This is a genomic window from Microbacterium sp. B35-30 (assembly GCF_010634855.1).
GTDB lineage: Bacteria > Actinomycetota > Actinomycetes > Actinomycetales > Microbacteriaceae > Microbacterium.
Genome location: NZ_MWLQ01000022.1, coordinates 1 through 14546 on the forward strand (window position 1 = coordinate 1; position 14546 = coordinate 14546).

At 67.3% G+C, this 14546-nt stretch carries 16 protein-coding genes; 7 read left to right on the forward strand and 9 right to left on the reverse strand.

Annotation, left to right across the window (positions count from 1 at the left end):
• Positions 1-275 (forward strand): hypothetical protein (locus B2K11_RS20480; RefSeq protein ID WP_204260119.1); only part of this gene is annotated, 275 nt, incomplete at its 5' end.
• 39 nt (positions 276-314) lie between these two features.
• The gene (locus B2K11_RS12950; protein ID WP_204260120.1) at positions 315-1844 is read left to right on the forward strand and encodes a DUF1565 domain-containing protein; all 1530 of its coding nucleotides are present in this window, start codon (positions 315-317) and stop codon (positions 1842-1844) included.
• Between the two features lie 177 nt (positions 1845-2021).
• Here the strand turns inward: B2K11_RS12950 and B2K11_RS12955 are convergent, their stop codons facing one another.
• The 6 genes from B2K11_RS12955 to B2K11_RS12980 all read right to left on the reverse strand — a co-directional run bounded on the left by B2K11_RS12955 (position 2022) and on the right by B2K11_RS12980 (position 7158).
• Positions 2022-2960 (reverse strand): hypothetical protein, encoded by a 939-nt coding sequence (locus tag B2K11_RS12955; protein WP_163618708.1) that lies wholly within the window; start codon positions 2958-2960, stop codon positions 2022-2024.
• 201 nt (positions 2961-3161) lie between these two features.
• Positions 3162-3743 (reverse strand): dihydrofolate reductase family protein, encoded by a 582-nt coding sequence (locus B2K11_RS12960; protein WP_163618709.1) that lies wholly within the window; start codon positions 3741-3743, stop codon positions 3162-3164.
• A gap of 63 nt (positions 3744-3806) precedes the next feature.
• Positions 3807-4637, reverse strand: a complete 831-nt coding sequence (locus B2K11_RS12965) for a helix-turn-helix domain-containing protein (RefSeq protein ID WP_204260121.1) — start codon at positions 4635-4637, stop codon at positions 3807-3809.
• A 539-nt stretch (positions 4638-5176) separates the two neighbouring features.
• A complete protein-coding gene (locus B2K11_RS12970; protein WP_163618710.1) occupies positions 5177-5344 on the reverse strand; it encodes a hypothetical protein in 168 nt (55 codons plus the stop codon).
• Between the two features lie 69 nt (positions 5345-5413).
• Positions 5414-6502, reverse strand: a complete 1089-nt coding sequence (locus B2K11_RS12975) for a serine hydrolase domain-containing protein (RefSeq protein WP_163618711.1) — start codon at positions 6500-6502, stop codon at positions 5414-5416.
• A gap of 437 nt (positions 6503-6939) precedes the next feature.
• Positions 6940-7158, reverse strand: coding sequence for a hypothetical protein (locus B2K11_RS12980; RefSeq protein ID WP_163618712.1), 219 nt, complete (start codon positions 7156-7158; stop codon positions 6940-6942).
• A 207-nt stretch (positions 7159-7365) separates the two neighbouring features.
• Here B2K11_RS12980 and B2K11_RS12985 point away from each other — a divergent pair, with 207 nt between their 5' ends.
• Positions 7366-7797 (forward strand): methyltransferase domain-containing protein, encoded by a 432-nt coding sequence (locus tag B2K11_RS12985; protein ID WP_163618713.1) that lies wholly within the window; start codon positions 7366-7368, stop codon positions 7795-7797.
• Positions 7798-7891: 94 nt separating this feature from the next.
• Positions 7892-8641, forward strand: a complete 750-nt coding sequence (locus tag B2K11_RS12990) for a nucleotidyltransferase domain-containing protein (protein WP_204260123.1) — start codon at positions 7892-7894, stop codon at positions 8639-8641.
• 44 nt (positions 8642-8685) lie between these two features.
• Here the strand turns inward: B2K11_RS12990 and B2K11_RS12995 are convergent, their stop codons facing one another.
• Positions 8686-9726 carry a glycosyltransferase gene (locus B2K11_RS12995; protein ID WP_239526026.1) on the reverse strand — a complete coding sequence of 347 codons (1041 nt, stop codon included), beginning with the start codon at positions 9724-9726 and terminating at the stop codon, positions 8686-8688.
• Positions 9723-10841, reverse strand: coding sequence for a glycosyltransferase (locus tag B2K11_RS13000; protein WP_163618714.1), 1119 nt, complete (start codon positions 10839-10841; stop codon positions 9723-9725). The genes B2K11_RS12995 and B2K11_RS13000 overlap by 4 nt, the downstream gene beginning before the upstream one ends.
• A gap of 328 nt (positions 10842-11169) precedes the next feature.
• Between B2K11_RS13000 and B2K11_RS13005 the strand changes: the two genes are divergently transcribed.
• The 3 genes from B2K11_RS13005 (at position 11170) to B2K11_RS13015 (ending at position 13982) form a co-directional block, all read left to right on the forward strand.
• Complete coding sequence (locus tag B2K11_RS13005) at positions 11170-11529, forward strand: PRC-barrel domain containing protein (protein ID WP_163633323.1); 360 nt, start codon at positions 11170-11172, stop codon at positions 11527-11529.
• A gap of 229 nt (positions 11530-11758) precedes the next feature.
• Complete coding sequence (locus B2K11_RS13010; RefSeq protein ID WP_163618715.1) at positions 11759-12925, forward strand: MFS transporter; 1167 nt, start codon at positions 11759-11761, stop codon at positions 12923-12925.
• Positions 12926-13040: 115 nt separating this feature from the next.
• The gene (locus B2K11_RS13015) at positions 13041-13982 is read left to right on the forward strand and encodes an SMP-30/gluconolactonase/LRE family protein (RefSeq protein ID WP_163618716.1); all 942 of its coding nucleotides are present in this window, start codon (positions 13041-13043) and stop codon (positions 13980-13982) included.
• 96 nt (positions 13983-14078) lie between these two features.
• On the opposite strand, the gene B2K11_RS13020 is transcribed toward B2K11_RS13015, so the two are convergent.
• A complete protein-coding gene (locus B2K11_RS13020) occupies positions 14079-14369 on the reverse strand; it encodes a hypothetical protein (RefSeq protein ID WP_163618717.1) in 291 nt (96 codons plus the stop codon).
• Positions 14370-14546: the final 177 nt, after the last annotated feature.

Sequence of the window (14546 nt, forward strand, 5' to 3'; positions counted from 1 at the left end):
CGCGGCACGATGAACGACCCTCATGTGAAGAGGGCGATGACACCGAGGGCAGCGAGTGGCGTGACCGCGACTGCCAGTACAGGTATGCCGCCGACACAGCCGTCAGAAGTGCGAGGACCAGGCGCATCGCGGGCGATCGCCAGACAGCGATGATCAGCCTGAGCGCGAGGGAGGATGGTTGTGAAAACGCTTTCCCTTTGCTTGAATCGTTCCACCAACCGGGTGCCTCACTGCCGATGCACTTCGTCACAATGCTGTGGCAGCACGAGAAATGAGAGAGAAGCTCAATGAAAGCCTTTACTCGAACAGCCATCATGAGTGCCTGCGTCATCGGACTCGTCCTGTCAGGCGGCGCCGCCCACGCGGACACCCAGCAGCCGGCCGAGGCATCAATGCGGTCGGTGCTTGACGTGCTGAGCGGCAGCGTCGGCGAGGACGGCCGCAAATACTATGTGTCCCCGACAGGTAGCGACACCGACCCGGGCTCGAAAGGCGCGCCGTTCAGGACGCTACTTCGGGCGCAGGAGGCGGCATCCGCCGGTGATGTCGTGTATATCCGCGGTGGGCTGTACGACGAGTTCGAGATCACCGAGACAGACAACCCGCACGAAAGCGTCTATCACTACGTCAATCCCATCTCCAAGAGCGGGATCACCTACATGGCCTACCCCGGTGACTCGCGTCCGGTGTTCGACTTCAGCAACGTGCCCACCGACCAGCGCGTGGCGGCCTTCTACATCGAGACCGCTGTGACCGACGTCAACTTCGTGGGCTTCGATGTGACGGGCGTGAAGGTGGGCAATCAGAAGCAGTCGGAGGCGTTCCGCATCGCCGGCGGCGCCAACTTCGTGAACATGGCCGCCTACGGCAATGAGGCATCCGGCTTCTACTACACGATCGACGGCACCGGTGCCGTGGTCGACTCCGACGCGTACGACAACGTCGGCCCGACTGCGACCGCAGCCTCGAACACGGACGGCTTCGGCGCGCACGCGAAGAACGTGTGGTTCATCAACTCTCGCGCCTGGAACAACAGCGACGACGGTTTCGACAGCATCTCCTCGGTAGGGCGCGTCGCGCACGTCGGCGACTGGGCGTTCGACCACCACGGCAACCAGGACGGCGTCGGCGACAAGAACGGTTTCAAGGTCGGCGGATACGCGTACCGCACGACGGGCCTACCGGATCCGATTCCCGTGCACACCGTGATCGACTCGCTGGCCGTTGACAACGGCGGGAACAATTTCTATGCGAATCACCAGCCCGGGCAGGCGGCGTACTGGATCAACAACACGGCGACCGATCCCGGATACGGCGCGAACTACAACATGCTCGAGCGCGTGAGCCCGACGAGCCCGGACGACATCGCCGGATTCCGGGAGGTGCTGCACGGCAACCTCGCCTACGAGGGCCGGACGACTTCGAACAACGACACCACGCCCGAGAACGAGACGAACAACTCCTGGACGATCGGGGAGGGCCTGACGCTGACCGACGACGACTTCGTCAGCGTCGACAGCAGGCAGCTGACCGCGGCGCGGCGCGCGGACGGCAGCCTGCCCGAGGTCACCTACTTCAAGCCGGTCGCGGGAACAGCCGCGGACGAGAACGACCTGGGATACCTCGCCAACGCGAATGACCCGTACGCCACGCTCAGCGAACTCGTTATCACGTATACGCAGTCGGGCGACATCTCCAGCGCCCAGCTCAACGAGCAACTGCAGCTCGAGCTGCAGCGGCACCGGCCAGAGCAGTTCGTGAAGGCCCTCAGTGACGCCCCGAGTGACCAGATCAACGACTACGCCGTCGACACCCTCACCCTGGTGGCGGCCGCGCTGACGTAGGCAGCGGCCAGCACCAACTGGGGGCATGATCGGGTGGTGGCTTCCCTCGAACACGGAGGCCACCACCCGCTTCCACCAGGATCTCGAAGACCCCCGCCGAGCGTGATCGCATGTACGAGCTCCACAATTCACTGGGAGCTCGTGGTACGCCGAAGGCCTGTTCAACGAGCAGTTCGCTTAAGGGGATCCTGGCTGGGCATGCGTGTTCGTACGGAGTGAGGACTGAGTGAGCACCGAGTTCTGGCGTTGTAGCGTGGCCGGACTGGATCCGTAGAACTCGCCCTCCTCTTTCGGCCGGTAAACGTCGACGACCCCATCGTGGAGGATGAATCGGACGTATGGCGACAGCTCACCTGACGGCGCGGGTGGGAGCTCGTTGGGTTCGATGTTGTAATCGGCGATGGTGTCGACAGAAGGCGCCGTGCACTCGAACACCGAGATGTGATTTTCCACGACCACGGCAAGGCATCGCTGATTCTCCAGCTTCGTCGTGCTCCATATCTGCAGCGGCCCGTACGAGCCGTACGAGACGAAGTCCGCGACGGTCAGGTCATACCTCACCGGGACGTCATCGTCGACAGGAATGGACGCATTTGCGGGTTGGCCCTGCGGAGTGAGTTGTGCGACCGGTTTGGGCTGGTCCGACTCACCGACGACGAAGACACCGATGCCGATGGCTGTGGCCAGCACCGCCACCGCGGCGATGACCCAGGGCAGCAAGCGGCGGCGGCGCCACCACGGTGCCGAGCGGGCTTCGTCGATCGGTTCGGAATCGGCGGTCGGAACCCCGGCGGGGTCTTGCCCGGTGATCGACCCTCCGTCAGCCTCATGCTCGGCGGACGCCCCATGGACAGGCTGCGGCACCGATGTCGACGCGGGGCGCGACCCTTCGAGAGGCTCAGGGACCGGGGCGCGTTCCGAGACAGGGGCTGGGAGCGCTGCGGCAGCATCAACGACGGGAGTCCGCCCTCGACGTTCGGCGGCCTCCAGTTCGGAAAGTCGAGCCTGAGCCCCCGAATCACCCGTGATGTCGGCATTCGGTCCGTAGGCGCGCCGTCGGAGGCGCTGCAGCTCGTCCGATTGCTCGAAGTCGGCCGACCCCCGCGGCGCATCCATGCCCTGATTATCCGCCCGGGCACGACACCCTGAAAGGGGGAGCCGGACGAAGCACGACGTCGCCATGACGGCATCTGCTTGACGATGGGGCCGCTCCCGCGCTGCCGCGGTGTGGAGATCCCCGGGACCGTTCCATGAGCATCGCCAGACGTGCGAGCGCTCCGACGCCAAAGCGTGGCTCATCGGCGCAGACGTTTATAGTCAACGGCGCACCCGATAGCGCAGGTGAAGCACCCGGTTGCCCTGAACAACTACGTCTGGGTCTTCGAGCAGGTGCTGCGAGTCGACGGAGCCGAAGTAGCGCTTGCCGGACCCGAGCACGACGGGTGCGACGTCCATGCGCACCTCGTCGACCAAACCTGCGGCGAGCACCTGGCCGCCGACGTCGCCAGCGGCGACCTCGACAGTGCGGTCACCCGCGAGCTCCCGCGCCTTGGTCACGGCCGCCTCGATGCCGTGGATGAAGTGAAACGGCGCATCGGGGTCCCAGTCCTCGGGTGCCGGCCGGTGTGTCACGACGACCACGTGGTCGATCCCACTCGGAGGCTTTCCGTCCCAGCCGTCCGTGATGTCGAAGCTGTGGCGGCCGGTGATTGTCACCCCGACTTGGTCCCAGTACGGCCGGATGTGGTCGTACGACGTTTGCGACACGTTCAGTACGCCACTGTCGTCCAACGGCACGTCACCGCTGACCAACCATTCGAACAGTGGACCGGGATCGTCGTTATCCGCAGCAATGAAGCCGTCCACCGAGACAGACGCATTCATGACTACTTTCCCCATGGGTTCCTCCTCTGTTCGGCCTTCCAAGTCTCGGGTGTCGTGAGTGGGCGCTCTTGTAAGAAATCAATCGGCTGGAAGCGGCCAGCCATCCAGCGCGTGGTCGGGATGTTCGCGTAGGAAGCGTTGCCGCACTTCGACATAGCGGGTCGGCGTGAGCCCCGTGAACTCCCGGAACTCGTGGACGAAGTGGGCCTGGTCGAAGTAGCCTGCGCCAGCGGCCACATCACCCCAGTCGATAGGTGCGGCCACGTTGATCGCCAGCACGGTGGTGGTGAACCGGTAGCTGCGCGCCAGCCGCTTCGGCGTGACGCCGATGACCTCCTTGAACCGCTTCGCCAAGTACGTGCTGCTGGCGCGGGCGGCCACGCCGAGGTCGCTGATCGGCACCGCTCCGCCGGTCTCCGCGATGGCGCTGCTCAGGTGGCGGACGATGTCCAGGCCGTTGATCACGCGCAGCCGTCGCACCAGTTCCTCCTCGAGCATCATCAGCATTTCGCGCGGTGCGTCCGCCGAGGCCAGTCGGCGGCGCAACTCAGCCGTGGCGGGATGGCCCCAGATCTGCTGCACCGTCGCCGGTCGGTCGCACAACTCGGCCGCGGGCATCGGAAGGAACGGTGCCAGCCCCCACGGCCTGAAGTGGACGCCCACGGACCGCGTCGGGGTCGGATAGCCGAACTCCCACGCACGGGTGGGCGTGGTGACCGCGCAGCCGTCGGTGTACTCCACGGCCTCTTCGTCGCTGCCGGTGCGGATGAGAAACGGCGCCCCGAGGTTGACGATGAGCAAAGGCGCGGGCGCCGCCGGCAGGACGAACCGGGAGTACGGCGGGGCGCCCTCCAGGTAGTAGAGGTCGTCGATCAGCCCGTCGAGCGGCGGACCGGGCACCCTGGACATATACTCCACGCTGACATCATCGCGGACGGCCCGTCTGCATCGCGCGCCGCCGCAAAGGCTCGGCTCTGAGAGATCGTGACAGCACTCTTCCTTCGAGCAGCTGCTCGCGCACTCGAGTAGGTCGTATCGCTGCCAACTCGATCTACCCACCCGCGCCACAAGGCAGGGCGACGTCGATGGATCCGCAGCCATCGTGGATCTGGCCCAGGCGGTCACCGGCCTCGACCGTACGGCCCGTCTACTTCGGGGCCGTGCGCAACATCGTCCCTGCCCCCGCAGAAACCTACGCATGGCCGGCGCCGCGAGCCGACTTCGGAATCTGGCACATCGACGCCGCACCGGTCGTCGACGGCAGTTGGATCAGCCTCGCCCGGCCCGACTCGTTCCTGCGGGATCGACACCGGTATCCGCATCGTCGATGCGGTCTGAGAGGGCCGCCGTAGCGTGCCAAGGGCCGCGTTTCGGGCGCGTGAGGTCCTCACGCTTGCTGCCGCAACGCTCTGAACGGACCGGCGATCGTCGCGTCGCTGGGAAGTCGGTCAGTCCGGGCGCGTGTGGTCTTTGACATCGGGTTGCGCGCGCATGAGGTCTGCCAGTTCCTCCTCTGGCCGCGGGGCGACGGTCTCATCGACCTCGAGTTCCGGGATGCTCGACTCGCCAGGAGCAGGAATGTGAGACGGAGCGGGTTGTTCGTCGTAGGTGGACACGGGGAATCCTTCCGTCGTCCGCATTGGTTGCGTTCCGCTGAGCGTTGGCGGCAGTGGGTCGGTGACGGCTCATTGATCCGGTCGCTCGGTGAACCATATTCCGACGAGGTCGTCGGCCATACCGTCCATATCGATCCCGTCCTGGTTGCACGCGATGGCGCCCGTGGTCTGCCGGTCTGCGCTGACGCCGAACGCCGTGTAGAGACCTGCTCCGTCTCCGGGATGGCCGAGTGAGCCATCGGGGAAGACGAAGAGGCCCGGCCCGTAGGTGGATCCATCGTCCAGAGGTGCCCCGTTGCTCAGGGCATCTGCCAGCGTCTCTGCGCTCACCAATGACGGCTCACGCAGCTGCTCACCCCAGCGGACCAGGTCCGACACCGTCATCGTGACGAAGCCAGCTCCGTTCAGCACCCACGGCCACGCCTCCACCTCGGCGAACTCGGCGCTCGCATCCCCCTCGTAGCCCATGGGATCAGAGGCAATCGGCGGCCCGATCCTCGCCTCGAGATCCAACGGCGCGAAGACATTCGTCTCCATCCACGCGGTGAACTCCGTGTCGGTGACCGCGGTGACGATATCTGCGAGCAGCGCGTAGTTCGTATTCGAGTAGTCGAACTCGCCCGGGGTGCCGGGATGGGCGAGGGGACTGGTTCTCACGAACTCGAGGGCGTCGACGTTCGTCAGCGGCGGCGTGCCGAAGATGCTCGGGGGCAATGACAGCACGTCCTCGATCCCAGAGGTGTGGTGCAACAGGTCGTTCAGCGTCAGTTGTTGCACCCATTCCGGCAGCCCGTCCAGATAGACGGCCGGTGAATGTTCCAGAGACAGTTCGCCTCTGTCGGCGAGCATGAGCACCGCGATCGCGGTGAACTGCTTACCCACCGAGCCGATGTGAATCGGGGTGGACCTCTCAAAATCCGTGTCCGTAGCAAGGTTCGCGAGCCCGCGGGCCTCAGCCCACACAACCTCACCGTCGACGGCGATGGCCGCGGAGCATCCCGGTGCGTCGTCGGGAACGCCCGCCTCGAGAATCGCGGTGCTCGCCGTGCGCTTGGCGTCGACCGGGTCGGCGGCGCAACCAGAAATCGCCGCGAGCAGCAGGACGGGGATGGCGACATGCGCGATACGGGACAGCCACATTGCCGCCTCCGGTGACAAGACCCTCTTGGCAGACCGCCACGGCAATCGAGGGCCGTCGAGCAAGCGTGGCGAGCAACGCGGTCGCCTACGAGTCGGGCCTGCCGACTCTGGGCACCGACGCGATGCTGGCTCCAGAATGCCCCACTTTCACCGGGGCCACCAGACCGGTGATGGCTCGGCCGCCGCAGGGTGTTCCGACACGTCCCGGGGCGGGCCTCTTGCCGGGAAACCCACTTCGGCGATTGACCCCGTCCAGCCGAGACGGGGGCGCGACCCCTGAGGCACCCGCATCCGTGCCTCGTCGCCCCCGCGTTCGTTTCGACTGCACAGGCGGCCCTGACTTCCGAGCGTCATCAGGTCGGATGCCGGAGCCTCCGTGAATGTCCAGGACGAGTAGGCGGCTCGGACGTCCATGCGTCCGAGCCGCCGACGACGGTGCGGAGAAGCTCAGGGCTTCAGTCGCCGCAGATGCCCCTCGCAGTGTCGTTCTTGGCCTGGCCGCCGACGGCCTGGACGACCTCTCCGACGCCGGTGAACCCGAGGGCCCCTTCGGTGTTGATCGTCTTGTGCACCTGGCCGAAGCACGCAGCGTCAGCGGGCGCAGCGCTGGCGGTGCCGGCGACGCCGAAGACGGCGAGCACGACGATCGCTCCGGTAGCGAGAATGCGCTTCATTGGACTTTCCCCTCCTGTTTGGCGGGTACCTGTTCACCCGCTATGAGGTAGTTCTCCCGCCCGCGTCGATTCGGATGCACTTCGGCGCCTCCAAGATTCGCCACCGAGCCCCGGGGATGAGGACTGGCAGCGCTTGTGACAGCGATGCCGACACGAAGAAGATCGAAGCATGGCGCTTCTTCGATCCTCCGCTTGGACGAAAACGCAGTGAGTGAGCTCTCACCTCGACTGCGAGCTGTCGTCGACGCACTGCCGCTGCGAGCAGGAATGCGCGTGCTCGAGATCGGCGGCGCCCCGGGTGCCGCGGCGCGAGCCGTCGCCGCCATAGTCGGCCCTTCCGGCTACGTGCTCGTCGTCGATCGCTCGGCGAAGGGAATCGCGCTCACCGAGAAGAATTGCAGCGCCGAGATCGAGCGCGGCACCATCGGCGTGCACCGCGCCGGCGTCGAGCACCTGGAGCTGCCTCGCAGTGAGCCGCGGTTCGACATCGCCTTCGCATGCCGGGTAGGAGTACTCGACGGGCGGCATCCCCGTCAGTACGCCGATGCCCTCACCCGACTCCGCAACGCGACGGTACCGGGTGCGCGCCTCTATGTGGACACCGGGGCGCCGCTGAACATCATTGAACTGCACCCGTAGGCACGCACAGACCCCTTCACTCGTACCCGGCGCACGGTTGCCGACCGGGACCGGGCCCCCACATGGCGGCGCCGGGTTGTGGGATCTTGGTGACATGTTCTCCGTTGCCGAGCGAACCGAGATCCGTACAGAGTTGATCACGCTCGCCAGGGAAGACCCGCGGGTGGGTGGTGCGGCGCTGGCGGGTTCGGCAGCTCGGGGCACGGAGGACGCGTGGTCCGACATCGACCTGCTTCTCCAGTTGAACCCCGCAGCGGACGAGCCGACGGTCGTGGACGACTGGACCGACGCGATCGACAAGAGATTCGGGGTCGCCGACACGCTGGACGTGTTTGCCGTCGGTGTCCGGTACCGCGTGTTTCTGTTGCGCAGCTCGCTGCAGATCGACGTGTCGTTCTGGCCGCACGATCAGTTCCGTGCCACCGAGCCGGCGTTCCATCTGCTGTTCGGCACTCCGAACACGCCGACGACCCCCAGCCCACCGAACACCGACACGGCCATCGGAATGGGATGGCTGTACGCCATCCACGCGCGCTCCGCCATCGCGCGAGGAAAGTTGTGGCAGGCCGCCATGATGGTCGACGAACTCAGGAACCGGGTCATCGACTTGAAGTGCTGCAGGATCGGGTTGACCTCATGGCACGGGCGCGAGGTGGACGCCCTTCCTCGTGACGAGCTCGAGCAGCTCGAGGCGACACGCGTCTCGAACCTCACGACACACGAACTCGAAGCGGCCCGCCTACTGCTGACCGAACACCTCCTGCGCGAGGTCGCCCACATCGACTCGAGCCGGGCCGCCCGACTGGAACCCGCGTTCGTGGAACTCCGTGGACCGGCGGGCTGACAGACGACGCGCGGGGTGGCGAGGTGACCGCGTGGAAGCCTTGCTCACGCGGAAGCGCCTTGAACCGAGGCCGAGGCCGTGGCGCGGTGGAGGCACTGCAGCGTAGCGAGAGCCGCGAGCGTGGACTCGGCGCCGCGGTTGTCGTTGCGGCCCGTTGGTGTGAGGCCGTCGTACCCGGCACCTGTGACCGGATCGAAGAGCGGGATGCCGATGTCGTTGGCGCCCTCGAACCAGTCCCACGCTGCCTGCAGCGGTGTCAGCCAACCGTCGTCGCGGGTCGCGTCGAATGCCTGCACGCACGCCTGCGCGAGGCTCGCCGCTTCGATCGGCTGTTGATCGAACGCCGGGTGGGGATCGCCCGGTCCGCGTCCGCCGACCGGGGTCAGCGACAGATGGCCGTCGGGTGCCGTCTCGATCGACATCAAGACACGGAGTAGGTCTGTTCCGCGTTCGACGAGCCGGTCGTCGCCCAGCCCGCGACCAGCGGCGATGAGCGCCTCCGGAACCACGGCGTTGGCGTAGCGCAGCCGCGGCTCGAGCCATAGCCATCCCGAGGCACCCGGCCGGTGCCCGCTGATGGCGTGCGCGGCGCTGCGGAGCAGAGCGAGGGCAGCGCCATCAGCCCCGTCGTGGGCCGCCACTTCGGCCGCGCCGAGTGCAGCGAAGCAGCGCGCGCGCAGCCACGGGGAGCGGGCCCGCGCCGCCCGATGGAAGGCCGCCGCGGCCCGCTCCCTGACCGATGTGCGGCTCGAGAACCGCGCCGCCACCCCGAGCCCCCACAGGGCGCGGCCCCACCAGTCGCCGGTTCCGGGCGCGTCGGTCCACTCGCCCTGGGCGTTCATGCGGTTGTGCGCGCGCCCGTGCTCCGCCACGGCTGCCTCCACGACGCGCAGGTAGCAGTCCGTCAGGGCGGCCGCGGCATCCGATCGTCCGTCCTCCCGCGCTGCGACGGCGAGCCCGCGGGCGACATCGTCGACGCAGTAGCCCAGCTCTCTGCGAGGCACCTCGCCCATCGCATGCTCGAAGAGGCCGTGCTCGTCGGTCATCCCCCGCAGGTGGGCGAGGGGGAGCTCTGTCGCAATCACGCCGCGCGCTCCGCTCGAAGCCGTTCGGCCAGGTCGAGGTAGAGCTCGGCGACCTCGGACCACGTCGGCCCGGAGCCGCCCCGCCGTGACGCGCGGCGATCCTCCCCGAGCGCCAGCATCCGTTCGAGGCCCGATGTCATCGCGTCCAGATCGTCATGCGGCACGGCGATGCCCGCCGACCCGGTCAGCGTCTCGACGGCGTGCGGGAACGCGGTCGCCACAATCGGCACTCCCGCCGCGAGCGCCTCGGCGAGGACGCCGGACGTCGCCTGATCCTTGGAGTCGTAGGGGAGCAGGACGGCGTCGGCGGCACCGAGGAGCGCCGCGAGATCATCCGATGAGAGGTATGTGTTGACGAAGCGGACGGATGCCTCGACGCCCAGGTCGCGGGCGAGCCCGATCAGCGATTCGCGATAGGCCTCGCCGCTGTGCGCGAGGACCTTCGGATGGGTCTGCCCCGCGATGACGTACGTCGCGTCGACACCGCGTTTGCGGAGCCAGGCGATAGCGCGGATCCCGCGCTCCAGTCCCTTGCCCGGCGCGATGAGGCCCCACGTCAGGACCGTCGGTGATGCGCCCCGGCGATGTGCGGAGTGCCGCGGCAGTGCGGTGGCGCCGTGCGGGATGACGTGCACATCCTCCGGGCTGACGCGGAAGTGTGCCAGGAGAGTCTCCCGGGCATGCTCCGTCATGACCACGGCGGCCGTCGAAAGCTCCACGGCAGCCTCGAGCACCCGCCTCTGTCCGCTGCTCGGCTGGGGTAAGACGGTGTGCAGCACCGTGATGACGGGCACCCGCAGCGCCTCGAGGACGGCGAGGACTTCGTCGCCGTCGGCGCCGCCGTAGATCCCGTATTCGTGCTGCACGATGGCGGCGTCGCATCGGTTCAGTGCTCGCGCTGCCTCGGCCCTGCTGCCGGCGTCCCCCGGCCGCAGCGCGGACACGATGCGCACGCCCGCCTCGGCCGGCGAAGCCATCTTCTCGTCCGGATCGAGCACACGAACCACAGACGCCGAGGCGGAACGCGGGTCGATCAGCGCGAAGGCGAGTGAGCGTGTGAATGTGGCGAGGCCGCATCTGGTCGGCGGGTATGTCGACAAGAATCCGAATCGCATTTCTCTTCCTCCCCAAACGATGCGCGGGCGCGCATCGTGCGGCGAGGGTTCCCATGGCGGGCGACGACGTCTCGGTGGACATTTCGGGTAGCGAGGTGATCAGCACGGTAAAGCGGTTCTCTCCGCGGCGGCGGGGGCTTGACAACCGCTTCACGTCGTCTTGCGGACCGCAGCGGGGTGCTGGGCCGGCCGTTCGCCTCTACGCTTTTCCGCTCGATTTGGCTAGGGGGTCCCGTGACCGCGAGCCGTTTCCTAGCGTGGATGTTGGAGCGACACCAACCCGGGTCGAGCTCCGAATTCACACACCCATGAAGACAAAGGAGCAGTCATGTCCTCAAACTGGGACGCGTGGGACTACCGTCAATCCGCCAACCGTGGTGCCGGCGCACGCAATCTGGTGGGCTACCACGTCCACGCCACCGATGGCGACATCGGCAAAATCGATGAGGCCAGCGACGACGCCGGCAGCAGCCGTCTGGTCGTCGACACCGGGCCGTGGATCTTCGGCCGCAAGGTCGTTCTGCCCGCTGGAACCGTCCAGCGCGTGGACGACGCCGACGAGAAGGTCTACGTCGACCTCACGAAGGACCAGATCAAGAACTCTCCGGAGTGGGATCAGACCACCACGGGTATGGATGACGACTACCGTGGCCGTCTCGACACCTACTACGGCGACTTCTACCGCTGACCCGGCATGGGTACCAGGCAGCGGCCGGGCACCCACGTAATCAGCGGAGAAGGACTGTGCCGCCTCATGCCCGTTCACGGGTGTGGGGCGGCACATCTTCGTGCGCGAGCGAACGTCGACCGAGCCACCCCGCCCGGCGGGAGCGGTGGCGAGCAGGCCGCTAGGGTGGCCGATGATGAACTCTCCGGTGGCCCTTCCGCGCGTGTCGGCTGCGCGACACGGAGTAGCGATGCTTTTCATCGCGAATGCGTTGGTGTTCGCGACGATCGTGACCCGCTATCCGGAGCTGAAGGACCGGTTCGATCTCAGTGAGTTGACGTTCGGCCTCATGGTGGCATGCGGCCCGGTGGGTTCTGTCGTGGGCAGCATCTTCGCGGGTCGGCTGGTGGCTCGACTCGGTGCGGTACCCGTCGCTGTGACGTCATCCGTGATTCTCGGCGTCCTGCTCATGGTGGCCGGCTTCGCCGACGGACCGGTCATGCTCGGGGCCGTTCTCTTCGCGATCGGGTTCGGGGATGCCACGGGCGACGTCGGGAACAACGCGCATGGTCTTGCCATTCAGCGGCTGATGGGCCGATCCATCATCAACGGGTTGCACGGTGCATGGAGTGCGGGAGCGATCGCCGGGGCCATGCTCGGAGCAATGGCGTTGCAGTTCGCGATTCCCATCGGCATCCATCTGCCCGCCATGGGAGTCATCATCGTCGTCGGCAGTCTTTGCGCACTCCCGCTCGTGCGACTGCACACGACGCCTCCAACGCCGGGGGTGCGGGCCCAGCCTCATCGGCGTGGTCGGTTCAGTGCCATTCTCATCGCGGCATGCGCTCTCGCCGCCATCGGTGCGTTCCTCGAAGATCTCGGCTCGACATGGGGAGGCGTCTTCGTCGCCACCGAGACCGGCGCCACTTCCGCCGAAGCAGCGATCCCGTTCGTCGCGTTGATGGGCGCTCTCACACTCGGCAGGTTCCTCTCTGATGCACTCGTGAACCGGATCGGCGCGGTCGGCACTCTTCGCGTCGGCTCCGTGGCCGCCTTCGTCGGACTGGTCGTCGCCGTGGCTGCACCGCACACGTGGGTCGTCGCCGTCGGACTCGGCCTCCTCGGGCTCGGCATCGCCCCCATGATTCCGCTTGCCATGGACGCCGCCGACCGCGCCCCCGGACTCGATGCAGGCACGGGCCTCGCCGCCGCAGCTACCGTGATGCGACTGGGCCTTCTCGCCTCACCGTTGATCGTGGGGGTCATCGCCGAATGGGCTGGACTACGGGTCGCGATCGCGGTCTGCCTCGTCGTGCCCGCGGTGGCTCTGGTGCTCGCGGGGCTGGTGCGCGGCGCCGATCCGCTCGCCACCGCCGCACAAGCGGAAGGCACCAGGCCCGGACGTCGCGATCACTGAAGTACGCAGCCCGAACAGCTGCCACCGCCACTTCGTCACACACTCGGCCGCGCTACGTTGACAGCATGCAGCCTTCCGCGCGCAGCCCGCTCGTCGACAGCGCGAGCACTTCCTCATGACGCCCACCCTCACCACCCACCCGGTCCCGGGCTACGGCGCTGAGGATGTCGTGGTCTGCGGTCACGGCGCCGACGAGGGCGCCGTCTTCACCGGAACGGCCGACGGGTCGGTGTTCCGGGTCAGTCACGACGGCGCGAAGGTCGACCGGATCGCCGGAACCCAGGGTCGGCCGCTCGGCCTGGAGCTCGATCTCGACGGTCGGCTGCTGGTCTGCGACGCGCGCCGCGGGCTCCTCCGCATCGACGTCCGCACCGGCGGCGTCGAGGCGATCGCCCGCGACGTGGACGGCCACCCGATGCGGTTCTGCAACAACGCCGCGATCGCCTCAGATGGCACGGTCTGGTTCAGCGACTCCTCCACCAAGTTCGGGGTCGACGACTGGAAGTCGGACTTCGTTCAGAACACCCGCACCGGGCGGCTGCTGCGCCTCGACGTCGACGGCACCGTCACCGTGGTGCTCGACGGACTCGCCTTCGCCAACGGTGTCGCGCTGTCACGTGCCGAGGACTTCGTCGCCGTCGCCGAGACCGGCGCCCGCACCGTCGTCCGGCGGTGGCTGACCGGCCCGAACGCCGGAGCCCGAGATCTGCTCTGCAGCGACCTTCCGGGGTACCCCGACAACATCGCGAGGGGCAGCGACGGCCTGATCTGGGTCAGCATCGCCAGCCCGCGCGATTCGCTCGTCGAGCGGCTGCAGACCGGACCGATGGTGCTGCGGCGGCTCGCGACCCGCCTGCCGCAGAGGCTGCAGCCGGCTCCGAAGCGCACCGTGCGGGTCCAGGCGTACGATGACGACGGTCGGCTGATCCACGACGTCGACGTCGATCCGAAGACTCAGCGGGCGTCGTACCACATGGTCACCGGCGTCCGGGAATACCAGGGGCGGATCTGGGTCGGCAGCCTGCACGAGTCGGCTATCGCAGTGATCGACCTCTGAACAGGCAGTTCACCCGGCCCGCCCGGCCCCCAGGTCCGAGGACGTTGCCCCCACACAGCGGGATGGCCAGGCGAGTCTGCTCCGTTCCGGTTGCGCTCAGTTCACGACGACGGGCCATGCCACAAGGGAATAGTCCGCGATATAGGTGTCATCGTCGAAGCCGTAGCACGCCATCTCGATCTGGCCAGGCGAACTGAGGGTCACCAGCCTTTCGATGTCCAACGCAGCAGGGGAGTACCGAGCGTTGTTGATCATTTGCCGGACCGGTCCCGTGCGCTCTCCGTTGACCGACACGAGGCACGCGCTCGAATAGTCGCGCTCGGTGTTGTTGAGCTCGCCCTGGGCGCGGACCAGGTACGTGCCCGCAGGGACGAGAACGGAGCCCACCGGAAAGGGGTCGACCTGCGACGGAATGTACGCTCGGCTCGTGGTGCCCTGCCGATAGATATGTGCGGCTCCCGGAGTCGCCGCCCCCGCCCCTGGGGGCCCTTCGGGGCCGGCAGGGCCCTCAGGCCCCACAGGCCCGACAGCCCCTTCCGGCCCAGCGGGTCCAACCGGACCAAC

Excerpts from the sequence above, each read along its gene's own strand:
- B2K11_RS12950 (WP_204260120.1), top strand. The coding sequence starts at position 315 with ATGAGTGCCTGCGTCATCGGACTCGTCCTGTCAGGCGGCGCCGCCCAC.
- B2K11_RS12955 (WP_163618708.1), bottom strand. The coding sequence starts at position 2,960 with ATGGATGCGCCGCGGGGGTCGGCCGACTTCGAGCAATCGGACGAGCTG.
- B2K11_RS12960 (WP_163618709.1), bottom strand. The coding sequence starts at position 3,743 with ATGGGGAAAGTAGTCATGAATGCGTCTGTCTCGGTGGACGGCTTCATT.
- B2K11_RS12965 (WP_204260121.1), bottom strand. The coding sequence starts at position 4,637 with ATGTCCAGGGTGCCCGGTCCGCCGCTCGACGGGCTGATCGACGACCTC.
- B2K11_RS12980 (WP_163618712.1), bottom strand. The coding sequence starts at position 7,158 with ATGAAGCGCATTCTCGCTACCGGAGCGATCGTCGTGCTCGCCGTCTTC.
- B2K11_RS12990 (WP_204260123.1), top strand. The coding sequence starts at position 7,892 with ATGTTCTCCGTTGCCGAGCGAACCGAGATCCGTACAGAGTTGATCACG.
- B2K11_RS13000 (WP_163618714.1), bottom strand. The coding sequence starts at position 10,841 with ATGCGATTCGGATTCTTGTCGACATACCCGCCGACCAGATGCGGCCTC.
- B2K11_RS13005 (WP_163633323.1), top strand. The coding sequence starts at position 11,170 with ATGTCCTCAAACTGGGACGCGTGGGACTACCGTCAATCCGCCAACCGT.
- B2K11_RS13010 (WP_163618715.1), top strand. The coding sequence starts at position 11,759 with ATGCTTTTCATCGCGAATGCGTTGGTGTTCGCGACGATCGTGACCCGC.
- B2K11_RS13015 (WP_163618716.1), top strand. The coding sequence starts at position 13,041 with ATGACGCCCACCCTCACCACCCACCCGGTCCCGGGCTACGGCGCTGAG.